This window comes from Kitasatospora purpeofusca, from assembly GCF_000718025.1.
GTDB lineage: Bacteria > Actinomycetota > Actinomycetes > Streptomycetales > Streptomycetaceae > Kitasatospora > Kitasatospora purpeofusca.
Genome location: NZ_JODS01000038.1, coordinates 12,567 through 30,963, shown reverse-complemented (window position 1 = coordinate 30,963; position 18,397 = coordinate 12,567). Strand labels below are relative to the sequence as shown.

General features: G+C 74.9%; 14 protein-coding genes. 8 read left to right on the top strand and 6 right to left on the bottom strand.

The window, feature by feature from the left end; translation table 11 throughout:
* Positions 1-57: 57 nt before the first annotated feature.
* The 3 genes from IF01_RS0135710 to cydC all read left to right on the top strand — a co-directional run bounded on the left by IF01_RS0135710 (position 58) and on the right by cydC (position 4,818).
* Positions 58-1,140 carry a cytochrome d ubiquinol oxidase subunit II gene (locus tag IF01_RS0135710; RefSeq protein WP_030397787.1) on the top strand — a complete coding sequence of 361 codons (1,083 nt, stop codon included), beginning with the start codon at positions 58-60 and terminating at the stop codon, positions 1,138-1,140.
* Positions 1,141-1,222: 82 nt separating this feature from the next.
* Positions 1,223-3,019, top strand: a complete 1,797-nt coding sequence (gene cydD, locus IF01_RS0135705; RefSeq protein WP_037782424.1) for a thiol reductant ABC exporter subunit CydD — start codon at positions 1,223-1,225, stop codon at positions 3,017-3,019.
* A gap of 89 nt (positions 3,020-3,108) precedes the next feature.
* Positions 3,109-4,818 (top strand): thiol reductant ABC exporter subunit CydC, encoded by a 1,710-nt coding sequence (gene cydC / locus IF01_RS0135700; RefSeq protein WP_037782455.1) that lies wholly within the window; start codon positions 3,109-3,111, stop codon positions 4,816-4,818.
* Positions 4,819-4,920: 102 nt separating this feature from the next.
* On the opposite strand, the gene IF01_RS0135695 is transcribed toward cydC, so the two are convergent.
* The gene (locus IF01_RS0135695) at positions 4,921-5,580 is read right to left on the bottom strand and encodes a DUF4097 family beta strand repeat-containing protein (RefSeq protein WP_030397784.1); all 660 of its coding nucleotides are present in this window, start codon (positions 5,578-5,580) and stop codon (positions 4,921-4,923) included.
* A 240-nt stretch (positions 5,581-5,820) separates the two neighbouring features.
* On the opposite strand from IF01_RS0135695, the gene IF01_RS0135690 reads away from it, so the two are divergent.
* From IF01_RS0135690 to IF01_RS0135680, 3 genes are all read left to right on the top strand, one after another.
* The gene (locus tag IF01_RS0135690) at positions 5,821-6,621 is read left to right on the top strand and encodes a MarR family transcriptional regulator (RefSeq protein WP_051756869.1); all 801 of its coding nucleotides are present in this window, start codon (positions 5,821-5,823) and stop codon (positions 6,619-6,621) included.
* Between the two features lie 82 nt (positions 6,622-6,703).
* Positions 6,704-9,298, top strand: a complete 2,595-nt coding sequence (locus IF01_RS0135685; protein ID WP_030397782.1) for a DUF11 domain-containing protein — start codon at positions 6,704-6,706, stop codon at positions 9,296-9,298.
* The gene (locus IF01_RS0135680; protein WP_030397781.1) at positions 9,283-10,002 is read left to right on the top strand and encodes an SdrD B-like domain-containing protein; all 720 of its coding nucleotides are present in this window, start codon (positions 9,283-9,285) and stop codon (positions 10,000-10,002) included. Before IF01_RS0135685 ends, IF01_RS0135680 begins: the two co-directional genes overlap by 16 nt.
* Before the next feature lie 291 nt (positions 10,003-10,293).
* Here IF01_RS0135680 and IF01_RS0135675 read toward each other — a convergent pair whose 3' ends face one another.
* Positions 10,294-11,631: an AfsR/SARP family transcriptional regulator gene (locus IF01_RS0135675; protein ID WP_030397780.1), complete on the bottom strand. Its 1,338-nt coding sequence runs from the start codon at positions 11,629-11,631 to the stop codon at positions 10,294-10,296.
* A gap of 152 nt (positions 11,632-11,783) precedes the next feature.
* Here IF01_RS0135675 and IF01_RS0135670 point away from each other — a divergent pair, with 152 nt between their 5' ends.
* Complete coding sequence (locus tag IF01_RS0135670; RefSeq protein ID WP_030397779.1) at positions 11,784-12,641, top strand: macro domain-containing protein; 858 nt, start codon at positions 11,784-11,786, stop codon at positions 12,639-12,641.
* A gap of 107 nt (positions 12,642-12,748) precedes the next feature.
* Here IF01_RS0135670 and IF01_RS0135665 read toward each other — a convergent pair whose 3' ends face one another.
* From IF01_RS0135665 to IF01_RS0135650, 4 genes are all read right to left on the bottom strand, one after another.
* On the bottom strand, positions 12,749-13,450 hold the full coding sequence (locus IF01_RS0135665; RefSeq protein WP_030397778.1) for a TIR domain-containing protein: 702 nt from the start codon (positions 13,448-13,450) through the stop codon (positions 12,749-12,751).
* Between the two features lie 73 nt (positions 13,451-13,523).
* Positions 13,524-15,122, bottom strand: coding sequence for an AbeC-like domain-containing protein (locus IF01_RS0135660; protein ID WP_051756863.1), 1,599 nt, complete (start codon positions 15,120-15,122; stop codon positions 13,524-13,526).
* An 89-nt stretch (positions 15,123-15,211) separates the two neighbouring features.
* Positions 15,212-15,997, bottom strand: a complete 786-nt coding sequence (locus tag IF01_RS48690) for a hypothetical protein (RefSeq protein ID WP_157855446.1) — start codon at positions 15,995-15,997, stop codon at positions 15,212-15,214.
* Between the two features lie 310 nt (positions 15,998-16,307).
* Entirely contained in the window at positions 16,308-17,039 is a 732-nt protein-coding gene (locus IF01_RS0135650; protein ID WP_051756858.1) for a nucleotidyltransferase domain-containing protein, read from the bottom strand.
* Between the two features lie 104 nt (positions 17,040-17,143).
* Here IF01_RS0135650 and IF01_RS0135645 point away from each other — a divergent pair, with 104 nt between their 5' ends.
* Positions 17,144-18,394 carry a DNA glycosylase AlkZ-like family protein gene (locus IF01_RS0135645; RefSeq protein ID WP_063764385.1) on the top strand — a complete coding sequence of 417 codons (1,251 nt, stop codon included), beginning with the start codon at positions 17,144-17,146 and terminating at the stop codon, positions 18,392-18,394.
* Positions 18,395-18,397 lie beyond the last annotated feature (3 nt).

Here is an 18,397-nt window from a genome sequence, read left to right as displayed (position 1 = left end):
GGCCGAGCGCTCCCGCACCGCGATGAACTCCTCTGACGTGACGGAAGGTTGGGCTAAATGAGCCTGGAGACCCTCTGGCTGGCCCTCCTCGGCCTGCTGCTCGCCGGCTACTTCGTACTGGGCGGCTACGACTACGGCGCCCAGATGCTGTCCCCGTTCCTCGGCTCCGCCGACGCGGGTCCCCGGCCCGACGCCGGTCCGGCCGCCCGAGCGGGTGCCGGATCCGGCATCGGCACCGGCACCGGACCGGACGGGCGGAACGCCGCGCTCGACGCGATCGCGCCGTTCTTCCTCGGCAACGAGGTCTGGCTGGTCGCCTTCGCCGGCGTGATGTTCGGCGCCTTCCCGCACCTGGAGGGCAGCCTGCTGTCCGGCCTCTACCCGCTGATCGTGGCGATCCTGGCCGGCCTGGTGCTCGGCAACGCCGCGATCCAGCTGCGCGGCCGCTCCCGCGGAGCGCGGGCGGCCAAGGTGTGGAACGCCCTGGTGGTGCTCGGCGGCGCGCTGCCCGCCGTGTGCTGGGGCATCGTGGTCGGCCTGCTGCTGCACGGCGTGCCCCGCCGGGCCGACGGGTCCTTCCACGTCGGCGCCGGCGACGTGTTCGGGCCGTTCGCGCTGACCTGCGGGGTGGCCACCGCCCTGCTCTTCGCCGGACACGGCGCGGCCTTCGTCGCGCTCCGCTCGGAGCCCGGCACCGCCACCGCCGCCCGGCGCCTGGGCGCCACCCTGCTCGCCGCGGCGGGCGCCGCCGGAGCCCTGGCGCTGCTGCTCTCGGTGTTCGGGGCCGGTGCCTCGATGACCAGGACGGGGACCTCGGTGGTCCTGTTCGCCCTGGTCGTGGCGGCCCTCGCGGCCGGGTGGTGGTTCCTCGGCCGGAGCCGCGACACCCTCGCCTTCACCGCCACCTGCCTGGCGACCGCGCTGCCGGTGCTGCTGATCGGGGCCGGCCAGTACCCCTACCTGCTGTCGGCCTCCGCCGGCGGCGGGATCACCGTCGACGACGCCGTCGCCGACGGGGCCACGCTGAAGCTGCTGATCGGGTTCGGCGTGGTGGTCGTCCCGCTGATCCTGCTCTACCAGGGCTGGAGCTGGTGGGCGTTCCGCGGCCGCACCGGTCGGCGCCACCCCAGCTACTTCTGACCGACCGCCGTCGGCCGGCAGCCCACCGCGGCTGCCGGCCGGCGGCGTCCGACCGCCTGGCGGACCACGGAGGGACCACGGGATGAAGCCGGCCGAACGCCGCCTGCGGCGCGAGATCCCGGCGCTCCGGCGCCACTTGACCATGTCCACCGCACTCGCCCTGCTGGGCGCCGGGCTGGTGCTCGGCCAGGCCGAACTGCTGGCCGGCCTGCTCGCCGACGGCTTCGCCGGGCGCGGCCGGTGGACCGGCCCGCTGGTCGCGCTCGGCACCGTCCTCGCCCTGCGCGCCCTGCTGGCCTGGGCCCGGGGCGCCCTCGCCCAGCGCGCCGCCGCCGCGACCAAGCGGGACCTGCGCGACCGCCTCACCGCCCACCTGCGGGACACCGGCCCCCGGCGACTGGCCGCCGGCCGGCACGGCGAGACCGCCACCCTGCTCACCCGCGGCCTCGACGCCCTGGACCCCTATCTGACGGGCTACCTGCCCACCATGGCCGCCACCGCCGTCGTCCCGCTGGTGGTGGTCGTCCGGCTCGGCCTCGCCGACTGGACCTCCGCGCTGATCGTGGTGATCACCCTGCCGCTGATCCCGGTGTTCGGCGCGCTCGTCGGCCTGCACACCGCGCAGCGCACCGCCCGGCAGTGGCGGCTGCTGGCCCGGCTGGGCGGCCACTTCCTGGACGTCGTCGCCGGGCTGCCGACCCTGCGCGCGTTCGGCCGCGAGCGGCACCAGACCCGGGTGGTGCGGGAGATGGCCGACGCGCACCGGCGGGCCACCATGCGCACCCTGCGGGTCGCCTTCCTCTCCTCCCTCGTCCTGGAGACGGTCGCCACCCTGTCGGTGGCGCTGGTCGCCGTCCCGGTCGGCCTGCGGCTGCTGGACGGCGCGCTCGACCTGCGCACCGCCCTGGTCGTGCTCTTCCTCGCGCCGGAGGCCTACCTGCCGCTGCGGGCGGCGGGCGCGGCCTTCCACGACAGCGCCGAGGGCATCGCGGTGACCGAGCGGGTCTTCGCGCTCCTGGACGACGCGGACGACACCGGCGGCGCGAACGGCGCGGGCGACACGGACCGCGCGAACGGCGCGGGCGACCCGGACGACGCCGTCACCGCCCCGACCGCCCGGCTCCTGGTCAAGGACCCGGTCCCGGCCCCGGCCCCCGTCCCCGAGGCCCGCACCGCACGGCTGCGCCTCGAAGGCGTCACCGTCCACCACCCCGACCGCGCCGCACCCGCCCTCGCCGACGTCTCGCTCACCGTCCACCCCGGCGAGCACCTGGCCCTGGTCGGCCCGAGCGGCGCCGGCAAGTCCACCCTGCTCGCCCTCCTCCTCGGCTTCGTCACCCCCGGTGCGGGCCGGGTCCTGGTCGACGGCACCGACCTCGCCGCGCTCGACCCCGACGCCTGGCTCGCCCAGGTGGCGTGGGTCCCGCAGCGCCCGCACCTGTTCGCCACCTCGGTCGCCGACAACATCCGGCTCGGCCGCCCGGACGCCACCGACGCCGAGGTCCGGGCCGCCGCCCGGGCGGCCTGCGCCGACGGCTTCATAGCGGCACTGCCGCAGGGGTACGACACCGTCCTCGGCGAGCACGGCGCCGGGCTCTCCGCCGGCCAGCGCCAGCGCACCGCCCTGGCCCGGGCCTTCCTCAAGGACGCGCCCGTCCTGCTGCTCGACGAGCCCACCGCCCACCTCGACCCGGAGAGCGAGGCCGCCGTCACCGGGGCCACCGCCGAGCTGATGCGCGGGCGCACCGCGATCGTGGTCGCCCACCGGACCGGCCTGCTGCCGCACGCCGACCGGATCCTCACCGTGCGGGCCGGGACCGTCGGACCCGCCCCGTCCCGCCCGGCCGCCGCCGGCCTCACCGGGCTGGTCCGCTCATGACCCGCCCGACCGCCGCGGACGCCGTCCCCCCGGCCGCCGTCCCCCCGGGCGCCGCCCCCGCGCCCCGACCGCTCGCCCCCGGAGCTCCGATGCCCGACCGCACCGCCCCCGGCTCCCACCCCACCCTCCGACTGCTGCGGCAACTGCTGCCGCACTGGCGCCGGCTGCTGCCCGCCGTGCTCGCCGCCGCCGGCAGCGAACTCAGCGGCGCCGCGCTGATGGCCACCGCCGCCTGGCTGATCACCCGCGCCGCCGAACAGCCGCCGATCGCCGCCGTCGCCGTCGCGATCGTCGCCGTCCGCGCCCTGGCCCTCGGCCGCGGCACCCTGCGCTACGCCGACCGCCTGCTCGGGCACGACGGCGTGCTGCGCGCCGTGGCCGACTTCCGCGCCCGGGTGTACGAGGCGCTCGTCCCGCTCGCCCCGGCCGGCACCCCCGCCTTCCGCGGCGGCGACCTGCTGACCCGGCTGGTCGACGACGTCGACGCCGCGCAGGACCTGCTGCTGCGGGTGCTGATCCCGGTCACCGCCGCCGTCCTGGTCGCCGCGGCCGCCGCCGGCACCGCGCTGGTGCTGCTCCCGCCGGCCGGACTGCTGCTCGCGCTGCTGCTGGCCCTCGCCGGGCTCGTGGTGCCCGCCCTGGTACTCACGCTGTCCCGCCGGGACGGCCGCGCCGAGAAGTCCGCGCGCGCCGAACTCGCCGCGCTCACCGTCGACCTGACCCGGGGTGCGGCCGACCTCGCCGCGTACGGCGCCCGGGGCCGCGCCCACGCCCGGACCTCGGCGGCCACCGCCCGGATCGCCGCCCTGGAGGAGCGCCGGGCGCTCACCACCTCGCTGGCCTCCGCCGTGGTCCTGCTGCTCCAGGCCGCCGCCACGGTCGGGGTCACCTGGCTCGGCCTGCGCGCGCACGCCGACGGTGGGCTGCCCGCCGTCCAGCTCACCGTGCTCGCGGTGCTCGCCCTGGTCTCCTTCGACGCCCTCGCCGGGCTGCCCACCGCCGCCCGCCGACTGGCCGACGTCTGGGCCTCGGCCCGCCGGCTCGCCGACCTGATGGACACCCCGGCCCCGGTCACCGACCCGGCCGACCCGGCCCCGCTCCCCCTCGACGGACCGCTCGGCGTGGAGATCAGCGGCCTGCGGGTGCGTCACCGCCCCGACGGCCCGGCCGTGCTGGACGGTGTGAGCCTGCGGCTGCCGCCCGGCCGCCGGGTGGCGCTGGTCGGCGCCAGCGGCTCCGGCAAGTCCACCCTGATCGCGGCGATGATGCGGTTCCTCCCCTACGAGGGCGGCAGCATCCGCGTCGGCGGGCGGGAACTGCGGGACTGCGCGGGCGCCGACGTCCGCCGGGCGATCACCGGCATGACCCAGGACGCCCATGTCTTCCACACCACCATCCGCGCCAATCTGCGGCTGGCCCGCCCCGACGCCACCGACGAGGAGCTCCGCGACGCGGCCCGCCGGGCCCGGCTGCTCGACTGGATCGACTCCCTGCCCGAGGGCTGGGAGACCATGCTCGGCGGGGACGGCGCCACCGTCTCCGGCGGTCAGCGACGGCGGCTGCTGCTCGCCCGCGCGCTGCTCGCGGACCCGCCGGTGCTGGTCCTGGACGAGCCGACCGAGGGCCTCGACCCGGACACCGCCGCCGCCGTCCTCGCCGACGTGCTCGACGCGACCCGCGGCCGCACCACGCTGCTGGTCACCCACGACCACGCCGCCCTGGACGCCGTCGACGAGGTGCTGACCCTGTGCGCCGGCCGGCTGGTGCCGGGCGCCGCACCGGCCGCGGCCGCGTCCTGACCCGCCCCGCCCGCCGGGGGGCGGGTGGGGTGCCGCGGGCGGCACCCGGCTCCCGCGCGCACCCGGGGCCGGTCGCGCCCTCCCCGGTCGCACCCGCGCCGGTCACAGGCTCCGGGCGGCGATGTCGCCGTAGGAGGTGGTGGCGCGGATGTCGAGGGCCGTGGCGCCGTCGTTGCGCAGGCTGTTGCTGATCCGGCCGTGGCCGGTACCGGCGTCCAGGGCGGCGGAGACCCCGGCCGCGGCGGCCACCTCGATGTCGCCGGACTCGGTGCGGAGCACCACCGCGCCGCGCACCGCCTCGGCGATCCGGATGGCGCCCCGGGAGGTGCTGATCTCGGCCGGGCCGTTGAGCCGGCCGACCTCGACGTCGCCGTCGACCGCGGTCAGCCGCACGCTGTCGGCCTCGTCGATCTTGATCCGGCGGTAGGCGCCCTGGACGACGACGTCACCGAGGCGGCCGACGGCCCGGAGCTCGGTGCTCTCGGAGGTCACCTCGATCCGGGACCCGGCCGGCACCTGGAGGGTGACCTCGACGGCGCCGGCGCCGACCAGCCGGCCGCCGGGCACGGTGTCGATCCGCAGGACACCGTCCTGGAAGCCGACGGCGGTCTGCTCGGCGGTGCGGACGTCGCGGCCGCGGCCGGCCTCGGCCGGCCGCACCTCGACGGTGGCGTCGGCGCGGTCGGCGGCGATCACCTGGACCCGGCCGGCCGGCAGGTCGACGACGGCGGTGATCGGGGCGGTGGTGGCGAACTTCTCCATGATGCTGCTCTCCTGCGTGGTCACTGTGTTCGTGCTGCTTTCTGACATCACGAACGCTACGTTGCATTCGCACATTCATCAATAGCCTTGTTGCGTAAAACTGCCATTGCCGCAGGCCAGAGAGTGAATATCGTTGCAACGAATCCCATTTCAACGCAACGTCAGCACGATGGATCGTTGCATTGACGGTGCATGAACGCTATGCTGCGGAGGCCGGGGACCACACGAAGGGAGACCGCGGTGCCGGGAGGCAGACTCACCCAGCAGGAACGCCAGCAGATCGCACTCGGCGTGGCCGACGGCCTCGCCTACGCGGAGATCGCCAGGCGCCTCGACCGCCCCACCTCGACGGTCACCCGCGAGGTGATGCGCAACGGCGGCCCCACCGCCTACCGCGCCGACGTGGCCCACCGCGCCACCGAGCGCCGCGCCCACCGGAGCCGGCAGGCCGCCCCCCGCGGGCCGCAGCCGCCCGAGCCGGCCGCGCACGGGCGCGACCCGGAGGCCGTGCGCGCGTACGAGGAGGTGTTCACCACCCTGGTGATGCAGCAGGGCCTGCCCAGGATGATGGCCCGCGTCCTGACCTGCGTGTTCACCACCGACGAGGGCAGCGTCACCGCGGCCGAACTCGTCCGGCGCCTCCAGGTGAGCCCGGCGTCCGTCTCCAAGGCGGTCGCGTTCCTGGAGGCCCACGGCCTCGTCCGCCGCGAACGCGACGAGCGCCGCCGCGAGCGCTACGTCGTCGACGGCGACGTCTGGTACCAGTCGATGGTCGCCGCCGCCCAGGCCCACGCCCGGTTCGCCGAGACCGCCCGGGAGGGCGTCGGCGTCCTCGGCACCGGCACCCCGGCGGCCGTGCGCCTGGAGAACATCGCGCGCTTCATGGACTTCGTCGGCGAGAGCATCAGCCGCTCCGCCGAACAGGCCCGCGACGTCCTCCACACGGGTGCGAACCCGGCCCCGGCCGCCGCCCCGCTCCCGGCCCCGGTCGCCGCCTCGGCCCCGGCCTCGAAAGCGCCCGACACGGACGATGGGATTTGACGCTCGTCTGACAAGGTGAAACGCCGTCACCCGCCCTCGCGTCGCCCGGCCGTGTGACGAACGGTCGGATCAACTGTCCGGTATGCGTATTCCCTTCCGGACCGGGCGGATCGTCTCGGTTCTCGCCCTCCTAGGAGGAACCCTCCTGGGCAGCGGCCTGATCGCCCCACCGGCGCAGGCCGCCATCTCCTTCACCAAGAGCGTGGACAAGGCGACCGTCTCCCCGGGGGAGAACGTCACCTACACCCTCCGGTACACCTGCTCGATCAACGAGTGCACCGGCGGTCAGATCCTCGACACCCTGCCGTCGAACATGCAGTTCGTCGGCTGGACCCCCGACCCCTCCTCGGTCGACCAGGCCGCCTCCACCGTGCCCGCGACGGGCGCGATGGGCGGCACGATGGACATCAAGCTGCAGAACCTCAGCCCCGGCACCACCGCCACCATCACGGTGGTCATGAAGTACCCCAACTTCTCCACCGCCAACGGCACCACCTCCACCAACTCGGCCACCATGAGCGCCACCGGTGAGACCTCGCAGAACGCGAGCGCCAACACCAAGGCCGAGGTCCAGCCGCAGTACACGGTGACCAAGGGCATCCAGACCAGCAGCCAGGACGGGCGCACCGTCACCTACCAGTTCAGCCCGTGCGCCACCGACAACGTGCCCAACGTCGACCTGGACACCAGCCGCCTGCTCGACACCCTGCCGCCCGGCGCGGTGGTCGACACCGGCCGCTCGCCCGGCTGGACCCAGGTCGCCCCCGGCCCCAACACCTGGGGCTACGACATCGGCCCGTTCGTCTCCGGCAACGGCCGCGGCGGCTGCCGCAACCCCGGCGCGCTGGTGGTGTACTACCCGGAGGCCGACTTCCCCAGCGGCACCACCTCCACCAACAACGTGGACCTGCTGGGCGACCCGCTCGGCGCCGACCCCGAGACCACGCTGGACTCCGCCTCCGCCACCACCGGCCAGTTCCAGCCCCCGGCCACCGGTGTCGCGGTGACCGCCAGCAAGGTGTGGCGCGACACCGTCGTCTCCGGCGACCTCAACAGCTTCAGCCTGTCGGCCACCAACACCTCGGGCCCGGCCACCAGCCTGACCATCACCGACCCGGGCGCCGGCACCACCGAGGGCCTCTACAACTGGATCTTCCCCCAGTCGCTCCAGCTGGAGCCGTGGAACCCCACCAGCATCCAGCTGACCTTCCAGTACCGGCTCAACGGTGACCCGACCTGGCTGACCTTCAGCCCCGGCACCCCGTTCAACGGCGCCGCCAACCGCCGGATCACCTTCGCGGAGGGCGCCGGCGACCCCGCGAACGACGTCCTCGGCATCCCCGCCGGCCGCTGGCTCGACGGCCTCCAGTTCGTCTGGAACGGCCCCATCCCCACCGGCTGGAGCCCGGGCAACGCGGTGCAGCTGGTCACCCAGGTCGCCACCCCCGGCCACGACGGGCGCGCCGCCCCCGTCCCGCTGACCAACTGCGTCGACACCTCCGCGACCGACGGCACCAACAACGCCAACGCCAACTCCTGCGCCAGCACCACCATCACGCAGGCCACCAACCTCGGCGCGGCCAAGACCACCGTCTCCGGCGAGCTGTCCGCCCCCGGCGGCACGGCCACCTTCCAGGTCATCCCCTACAACCGCAGCGCCCGCGACCTGGACCGCCCGCTCGTCCTGCTCGACCTGCTGCCGCCCGGCGTCGTCTACATCGACGGCTCCGCCCGCCCGGACCCGAACTACCCGGACGCCAAGGCCCCCGAGTCGATCACCGTCACCCCCGGCCCCGACGGCCGCCAGCTGCTGCGGATGCAGTGGCCGGCCGGCGCGCCCGACTCCACCTACCTGCACGACCCGCTGGCCTACCGGATGCTCTTCGACGTCCAGGTCGCCAGCAGCATCCGCTCCGGTGAGCTGACCAACGACGTCTACGTCACTGTTGATCAGCCGACCAACCCGGTCTCCTGCATGTTCTCCGGCTCCGACAGCGGCAGCACCCCGGACGTGCTCGACCTCAACGGCAACGGCAACACCACCGAGCTGCTCTGCCACGCCTCCTCCAAGATCCAGGTGGACGTGCCGAGCGTGCTGCGCTCGTTCAAGGAGGTGAAGGGCGACCTCGACTCCGACTACCTGAGCATCGGCACCGCCACCCCCGGCGGTCACATCTCCTACCGGATGACCGTGCGCAACGACTCGCCGGACCCGGTCACCGACTTCATCGCCTACGACAAGCTGCCCGCCCCCGGCGACAACTACGTCCTCACCCAGGACGCCCAGCGCGGCAGCACCTGGATGCCGTCGCTGAGCGAGCCGATCGTCAGCAGCGACCCGACCGTGGTGATCGAGTACACCACCGACCCCAACCCCTGCGTCGAGAGCGTGCTCGTCGACAGGACCGGCTGCAACACGAACGCGGTCTGGAGCGCCACATTCCCCGCCCCGGGAACGGCGACCTGGTTCCGCGTCCACCGCGCCGGCGCCATGGCCTCGGGCGAGTCGTTCACCCTCACCTGGCCGATGGTCACCCCGTTCGACGCGCCGGACACCGAGTACGCGTGGAACAGCTTCGCCTTCACCGCCACCGACAACGAGGGCCGGCAGCTGCTGCCCGCCGAGCCGGCCAAGGTCGGCGTCGCGGTCAAGCCTACCAGGTGCAGTTCGACCTGACCACGCTGCCGCAGGGCGCCAAGGTCACCACCCGCGGCGCCGGCACCGACCCCACCAAGGACTCCGACGCCGACCCCACGACGGGCCTGACCCAGGCCGTCACCGTCTCCGGTGGTCAGCGCTACCTCGACCTCGACATGGGCATCGTCCTGCCGCCGCCGCCCGCGAACAACTACCAGGTGCAGTTCGACCTGACCACGCTGCCGCAGGGCGCCAAGGTCACCACCCGCGGCGCCGGCACCGACCCCACCAAGGACTCCGACGCCGACCCGACGACGGGTCTGACCCAGTCGGTCACCCTCTCCGGTGGTCAGCGCTACCTCGACCTCGACATGGGCGTCGTCCTCCAGACCTCGTCCCCGTCGCCGTCGCCGTCGCCGTCGCCGTCCCCGACGTCCTCGCCGTCGCCGACCTCGTCGCCGTCCCCGACTGCCTCGCCGTCGCCCACCTCGTCGCCGAGCCCGACCGCCTCGCCGTCGCCGACCGCGTCCCCGACGTCCTCGTCCCCGTCCGCCACGACCACGACCACCGCGTCCACGGTCCCGACCCACAGTCCGACCCACCACAGGCCGACCGGCGAGCCGCTGCCGAACACCGGCAGCTCCGCCGCGGACGGCCTGATCGCGGCACTCGGCGGCCTCGCCGTCCTCGGCGGCCTGCTCCTGTGCCTGGTCGCCTACCGCCGCCCGGGACGGCACAGCTGATCCACCGGTGAACAACTGAAGAGCAGGACCACCACCAGTGGCGTCGCCCCCTCGGGCGGCGCCACTGGCGCGTCCGCCCGGGCCCGGAACGGTGGCGGGGCACCGGTCGGAAGCGGGCCGGAAGCGGCGGTGTCTTTCGCCGGAAGCGACCGGACTGGTGTGCTGTCACCCGGAGGCGGGGCGGACCGCGGCGCACGGGGGACGGCAAGGTCCGCTCCCGCCCACCACCACGGCGGGAGGAGCAGCATGCGAAGGCGCGGGCCGCGGAACGCCGCCGTACCGGCCCGGTCGTCACCCCCGCCCGTACGGGTCCCGCAGGAAGCGCTCCAGCTCCAGCAGGTCCGTGCGGCGCAGATCGTCCGGGTGCACGACGAGCCGCAGCTCGGGCGCGACCGGGGTGCCGTCCGCACAGGCCCGGACGAAGGACTCCACGATCATCCTGGCGAGCCGGCCGCGGTCGAGGTCCACGATCCGCGCGAGGCCGGAGCCGAGCATCGGCACCGCGACCGGGCGGTACCGCCCGTGCAGGGCGACCGCCTCCCAGAGCCGCTCCAGGGCCGACGCGAGGTGCTCCGGACGCGACCGGGCCACCATGTCGTTGCCCAGCCGCGAGTACGCGGTCGCGAAGACCTGCCGACGGCCGTGCGGCACCGCCACCGTCGTCCCGATCGGATAGCGCAGCCGGCGCCCGCGGGGCTTGTCCCGGCTCCGCTCCCGCTCGACCACCGACACCGGCCGCAGCGCCCGTTCCAGCTCGGCGTCCAGTTGCTCGTTGCGGCCGTCGAACAGCCGTTCTACGAGCTGCCCCTGGATGCTCGAGCGGCTGATCACGACATCCTGGTCGATCTCGGTGTCGAAGGTGTCGGTGAAGCCCGCGACCAGGTTCGCGTCCTCCTGGTCGAAGAGGTCGCCGCAGACCACCACCACCTCGACCGCCCGGTCGGGCAGTGCGGCGCGCAGCAGTTCGTCGTCCCAGCGGCCGCGCAGCCTGGTGCGCAGCCGGCCGAGCTCGGAAGCCCAGGACGGGTCGTCCGGACGTTCCCGGACCGCCGCCTCGGCGACCGGGAGCGCGAGCTCCGGTCGACCGAGTCTGACCCGGCAGGAGATCAGCTCCCGGCGGGCGGTGTCCTGGAGGCCGGTCAGTCGGCGGATCAGCGGTTCGGCGAACTCCTCGCCGGCGGCCTCTGCCAGCGGTCTGCCCCGGACCAGGCCCAGTGCCTCCTCCAGGCGCCAGGCCGCCATCGCCGGTCCGACCCGGAAGGACTCGTTGACCAGTTCGGTGAAGCGGGTGCAGTCGAGCTCCGCCGACGCGAGGCTGAGCCGGTAGGCGGTCTCCGAACCGCGTGCGGTCGACAGCTGCTCGGTGTGCAGGAGCCGCGCGCCGGAGACCGGGTCGCCCCCGCCGAACGCGCGCCGCAGTTCGACCACCCTCTTGTGCACCTCGTTGCGCCCCCGGGCGCCCTGCCCCGGGAGGTCCGCCTGCCGGCCCCACACGTCCCGGCGCAGCCGGTGGACCGGCACCGCCTCGCCGTCCGCCGCCACCAGCCGGACCAGCAACCGCCTGGTCAGCGGGGTGAGCCGGACCGGCACCCCGTCGGACTCCACCCGCACCGGTCCCAGCACGCTCACCCGGACACCCGTCATCGGAACCCCCAGCTGCCTCGGCCCCGGCCGGAAGCCGCCTCCCCCGGAGCACCGAGCAGGATAGCAACTGCCTTGTTGAGCAGGCCGGTTGATGATCGGCGTGTCGTATGATCCGACGGCTTCCGGGTGCTGCGAGAGTGCCCCGGCGCACCACGGGCGCATTCCTGCGCCACACCGCGACCGCCTTCGGCGGGGTGGCGGTGGCGGGCCAGCTCGCCGGACCGCTCTTCCCCCACGGTCTGCCCGCGCCGGGCTGGGTGACCGCGGGTTCGGCCGGGGTCTGCGTGCTCTGGGGCGCGTACCGGGCGCGTCCGGTCCCGGTGGTGCGCCAGGAGTTCCGGCGTCCCGACACCACCGTGGTGGTGGAGGCCGGTGACCTCTTCGCCGCTCCGGGGCACCTCGTGGTCGGCTTCTGCGACACCTTCGACACCGCTCCGGCGGACGGGCGGCTGATCCACGAGGACAGTGTGCAGGCCCAGTTGCTGCGGCGGCACTACGGCGGGGACCTCGACCGGCTGGACGCCGAACTCGCCGCCGCCCTGGCCCCGGTCGCCCCGCAGTCCCGCGAGCTCAGGGCGGACAAGCCGCTCGGCAAGCTCGACCGCTACCCGCTCGGCACCGTGGCCGTCCTCGGCGCCCCGCCCCGGCTGGTCTTCGCCACCGCCTACAGCAGGCTCGGCCGCGACCTGGTGGCGTCCTCCGGCGTGGAGGACCTCTGGTTCGGCCTCAACCGGCTCTGGGACGCCGTCGACCGGCGGGCCCGGACCGACTCGGTGGCGATGCCGCTGGTGGGGTCCGGGCTGGCGAGGATGGACTACCTGGACCAGGACAGCCTGCTGCGGCTGATCCTGATGTCGTTCGTCGCACGGTCCCGGGAGGGCGCGGTCTGCCGGGAGCTGCGGATCGTCCTGCGCCCGGCGGACCTGGCGAACGTCTCCGTGCCGGAGGTCCGGGCGTTCCTGCGGAGCATGGCCGAGGGCCTGGCCGGGCGGTGACAGCGGCGGTGACGGTGCCGGTGACAGCGCCGGTGCCGGTGGGGCACGGCACGGGCCCGCGCCGCGGTACTGCACCGCGGCGCGGGCCGGTCCCTCCCCCTGCCGGGTCAGCCCCGGCGGCGGTAGGCCCCGAGGTCCCGGAACGGCTCGGTGTCCAGCCAGTCGTTGCCCCGGTCGTCCACCGGGCAGCCGGCCACCTCCAACCGCTGCGCCACCTTCCGCAGTGCGAAGACGGGGTTCCCCTCCGCGGTGAACCGGATCACGTTGCGGCCCGCCAGGTCGGAGGCCGGCCGGACGTCCCCGAACTCGACGATCACGGTCCGCTCCGGATAGGCCATCAGCACCATGCCCAGCTCGATCAGCACGTTCTGGCGCGGCTGGCCGGAGGGGGTCCGCTCGTGCGGCGGCTCGGCGGGCCCCTTCAGGTCGTCGTGGAGCACGGCGACGTCGTCCGGGGTGAGCAGCACGAGCGCGGCCCCGGCCACCGAGGGCGCGTGGGCCACCACCTCGCCGATGAACGGGGAGGCCAGGCCGGTCGCCCCGACCAGGTGCTCCCACTCCAGGGGGTTCAGCCCCAGTCTGCGCAGCAGACCGAACATCTCGCGCCGGACCTGTTCGTCGCGGCCGTGGACCACGAACACGTTGCGGCTCGGTTCGGGCCCGACCGTCGCCCGCGCGCCCGTCGCCCCCTCGGTGGCCTGCCGGGCACCGCCCCGGTTGACGGTCTTGCCGGTGGAGAGGTCGATGTTCCCGTTGCCGAAGTGGTTGCCGTAGAGGGCCGCGTCGCGGCCTGTTCCCTGGTCCGTCATGGGGTCGGATGTCCTTGTCCTCGGTGTTCGTGCGGGGGCCGTCGTCGCGGCCGGCCAGGCGGCGGCGCGGGGATCAGTTGTGGTTGACCTGCTTGTTGCGCGAGAGGTCGATGTCACCGGTACCGAAGTGGTTGCCGGTCAGGACGTTGGTCTGGTTGCGCCGGTGGTCCGCCAGGTCCACCTGGTGCTCGCGCAGGAAGCGCTCGACGAGGTGCAGCAGCCGACGTTCCACGATCCGGGTGTACTTGTCGGCGTCCGACTCCTGGAAGTAGTGGTGGTACTCGTTGCTGCAGGCCAGTTCGCGGATGCTGGTGCGCGCGCCGCGGTTCACCGCGAGCGTCGCGTACCGGCCGAGGCGGAACTCGCTGCTGTCCGCGACCCCGACGAGCTCGACCTCGAAGCGCCGGCCCTCCCGGTAGTGCCGCCGCAGCCGGGCGAACGCCGCGACCAGCGGGCCCAGGGGCAGCAGGACCTGCCAGGACCGGCCCAGCACATGGCGCAGGGAGTCCCGGGCCGCCCGCAGCAGCAGCCGCCCGTCCAGCCGCTCCGGCAGCCGGTCGACCAGGTGGAACTCGGAGATCACCGGGGTCAGCACATGGCTGTGGAACTCGGTGTGCAGGGTGTTCCCGCGGATGTCGAACCCCACGAACAGCGAGGTGACCAACTCCTCGTCCCAGGAGCCGATCCGGGCGCACAGGTACTCGCGGGACGCGCCGTAGCCCTCCGCCCAGTGCTCGCCCCCGGCCGCGCCGATCGCGGGCAGCGCGGTCCAGCCCTCCCCCGCGGACCGGTCGTGCACGGTGACCGCCCGGGCGTAGCTGCGGCGTTCCACGGTGAGCGTCGCGATCCGCTCGGACTCCCTCGCCTCGTCCCGCAGTTCGGCGGCGATGTGGTGCTGGACGAAGGCGGCCAGATCCGCGACGTCGAACGGTACGACGGGCCGGCGCCTGGTGACGACCGGAACGAGGGGCTCCTTGGGTCCGACCGGGTCCGTCCGGCCGGCGAGCCTGGAGACCAGTTCCGCCAGGTCGTCCCCGTCCTCCGGGGCGCCGAGCAGCAACTGCGCGTTCGACCACCGGCGCAGCCGCGCACCCGCCCCGACGAAGGGCCGGTAGCCACCGAAGTAGGCGAGGCCGTCCCGGGCCGACTGCTCGCGGTCGATCTTCTCGACGAGTTCGTCGTCGAGGAGGGCAACCGACGGACGGCCGCCCTCGAACCCGCCCGGCCCGCCACCCGGCCCGCGCTCCTTGAGCCGGGTGATCAGGGTGTGCAGCGTGGCCACCCGCCGCAGGTAGTCGGCCGACCACCACAGCCAGAGGACGAGCAGGAGGAAGGAGGCGAAGTCGATCACGCCGGTGCCGGCGAGGACGAACAGAAGGGCGGCCCCGGCCCCGGTGTACACCCAGGCGTTGCGCTGCAGCGCGCGGGCCGCCAGCGCGTGCGCGAGCACCGGAACGGCGTCGTAGCCGAACGAGGGGGCCACTGCCCTGGCCCGGTTGGTCAGCAGCTCCCTGATCACCGCGCGGCGGTAGTCCGGGGAGAGGTAGGTGCCCGCCGCGAGCAGCCGGGTGGCCCGGCTGCGGGCGTCCACCCCCGGAGGTCCGGCGGGCCCGTCCTGGCCCGGGGACGGGGGTGGCGGCGGTGCGGCGAGGGAGGCGCCGTGGATGGTCATCCGTCGTTCAGAGCTCCTGTCGTGGAGGGTCCGGTCCTGCCCCGGCCGTCGGGCGGCCGGGGCGTCTTCGCGCCCGTGCCGACCCACCGTCATCCCGTCCGGGTGACGGTCGCCCTGGTGATGGCACCGTCGGTGACGGTGTAGACGCCGCGGAAGTGCCGGACCGTGCCGTCCGTCTGCCGGGCCTCCAGCGTCGCGGTGACCGCGGCACCGTCGACCGAGAGCACGGTCACGATGGTGGAGGTGGTCTCGTCGAAGCCGGCGACGAAGGTGTCGTAGTCGCCGGCGAGGTTGCGCCCGCCGAGCTGCCAGGCCGTGCGGAAGGCACCGGTGTTGACCGCCGTGAAGTAGGCGCTCAGCACCGCGTCGGGGCGGGTGGGCCCGGTGGTCGTGGGTGTGGCCGTGGGCGTAGCTGTCGCCGTCGTTGTCGCCGTCGCGGATCCGGACCGCGAAGGTGACGGTGACGGTTCCCCGTCGAACCAGGACGACGACGGCGAGACCGAGGACGAGACCGAGGGCGTCCGGGTGATCGTGGCCGTGGGCGTGGCCGAGGGCGTGCGGGTGCGGGTGGCTGAGGGAACCGTGCGCGAGGGCGTCGGCGGCTCGTCCCACCACCCGGACCCCCCGGCCGGAGCACCGGTGAGCCGGCTCCCGTCGATGCCGCCCCCGTCGTCCGTCCCGAACGAGATGCCGCCGCCCAGCCCGATCAGCAGGACGAGCACCGCCAGCGAACCTCCCGCGACGGCCAGCACCCCCGTGCGGATGTTCCCGGGCGGGGGCAGCAGCGACGGCGGCGGGTGAACGGGCCGGGCCGCCCCCGGGACCCGGATCCGTGCGTCCGCCGGGAGAGGCGGCTCCGGGATCTTGTCGTTCAACGCGGACCTCCTGTGCGGTCACCGACGGATCGGGGTACGGGACCCGGCACGTCCTGCCGTGCGCCCCGGCCGTCCTGCCCTCGACCCGGGCCCGCGGACCCACCGGTCACCGCCCCCGGGTCGATCCGACCAGGCACCCTGCTTCCGCGGCCACAACCGGAGCTCTTCCGATCCGCTTCCGATGCGCTGGTGGACCCGGTGACGGGTGCGGCGGCGGATGCGGCGCCGCACTCCCCCGACGACGCCCGCGCACGACGAAGGGGCCCGCGCCGGCGTGTGCCGACGAGGACCCCCGGGGTGTGGCGCGGTGCTACTCGGTGGAGTCCGGTGCGGGTGTCCAGTGGGTGGCGCGGACGCGGTGCAGCCAGGCTTCGGCGGGGCGCTCGTCGGGGTGGTCGGGGAGGACGCCGGGGAGGTCGAGGCGGTCGGTGGCGGCGGCGAGCAGGCATTCGGCGTGGGCGGGGTCGTCGGCGATCCGCTCGCCGAGGGCGCGGACGCGCTCCGGATCGGGCAGCCGGACCAGGTTGTGGCCGGACTCGTGCAGGTGGACGGCCTGTTCGAGCAGCCGGACCAGGTGCCGGGCGTGCTTGGCGGCCCGGGCCCGGGTGACCGGGTCGGAGGTGTCGCGGGTCAGCAGCTTGCGGAACTGCTGGGTGGCGTAGCCGAGATAGGCGTTGCGGACGCCCCGGGCGCTCAGGAAGGAGCGGCGGATCGCTATCAGCTCCTCGCCGAGCGGGCCGCGCACCTCGTAGAGCTCGTCGGGCAGCCAGACCAGCTCGGTGGCGGTGGGATTGCAGCTGAGCGCGAGGCGGCACCACTTGGCGGCCTCGTGCAGGGTGCGGTCCGGCTTGGTGGAGACGTGCGACTCCGCGGGGCGGTGCAGGCCGTGGAAGCCATCGGTCGGGGCGGCGAACAGGCCGAGCCGGTCGATGTCGGAACCGGCGTGCGCCAGTCCGTAGGCGGTCGAGCCGACGATGCCGGACAGCAGCACGGTGCCGGGCAGCTGGACCGTGCCGGGCGGGGAGTCGGGCCGGGTGGTCATCGGGGCTCCTCTCGTCGGCCGGTCCGCAGGAGTCTGCCGGGTCGGGCCGCGCCGGGCCAGCGAATTCCGGGGCCGAGCGGGCCCGCGGGCCGATACTGGGCCGCATGGCGAGGGCGAACGGCGGTCCGGCGGCGGGGCCGGGCATCGACACGGCGAAGCTGCGGGCCTGGTGGTCGCACCGGCAGTGGCTGGACGGCACGCACCCGGAGGCGTCGGCCGCGGAGGTGCTGGCGGCCACCGGGTGGGCCAGGTCGGTGGGCGGGGCGGCGCCCTACCTGGGCCTGTTCGCCCGGGCCGGGCTGGGCCGGGCGGCCGTGGACGCGGCGGTGGCCCGGCTGGAGGTGCACGAGCTGCCCGCCGCGCGCGGCTGCACCTACATCGTCCCGGCCGAGGACTTCGCGCTCGCCCTGGCGGCCGGGGCGGCGGTGCCCGAGGGCGAGGTGGCGGCGGCCGCGAAGCACCTGGGGGTGACCGCGGGCGAGGTCGAGCGGCTCTGCCTGGCGGTGGACCGCGCGCTCGCCGAGGCGCCGGGGCCGCTGGACCCGGCGGCGATCCGGGTGGCGGTCGGCGAGGCGGTCCGGTCGCTGGGCGAGCCGGGGCGCAAGCGCGGGCTGTCCACCACCCTGCCGCTGGCCCTCGGGCTGATGCAGTCGCGCGGGCAACTGCGCCGGGTCCCGGCCAACGGCCGGCTGGACCAGCAGCGGTACGGCTACGCGCGGTGGGACCAGCCGGTCGGCGGCGGTACGGCGGACCTGGCCCGGCGCTACCTGTCCTGGGCCGGTCCGGCCTCGCTGAAGCACTTCCGGTGGTTCTCCGGTTTCGGCGCCGCCACCGCCCGGCAGGCGTTCGCGGAGGCGGGCGCGGTGCCCGTGGCACCCGGTGCGGAGCTGCTGATGCTGCCCGAACTCGTGGACGCCTTCGCCGCGTTCACGGTGCCGGCCGAGCCGCACTACACGCTGCTGGCCGGGATCGACGGCATCCACCTGCTGCACCGCGAGCTGGCCCGGCTGGTCGACCCGGTCGACGCGGCCCGCCCGCTGCCGGCCGGCCGGGCCGGGCGCAGCTTCGGCACCGAGGCCGACCCGCAGACGCACATCGTGCTGGACCGGGGGCGGATCGTCGGCTTCTGGGAGTACGACACCGAGCGCGCCGAGATCGTCCACCTGTCCTTCGTGCCGTCGAACGCCGAGCTGCGGTCGGCGGTGGCCCGGACGGAGGAGTTCGTCCGGGCGGAGCTGGGGGACGCGCGCGGCTTCAGCCTCGACTCGCCGAGGAGCCGGGTGCCCAAGATCGAGGCATTGCGGGCGAGTTCGGGCGAACAGGCGTCCCGGCCGGACCGCCGGGGGTCGGCATAGAGT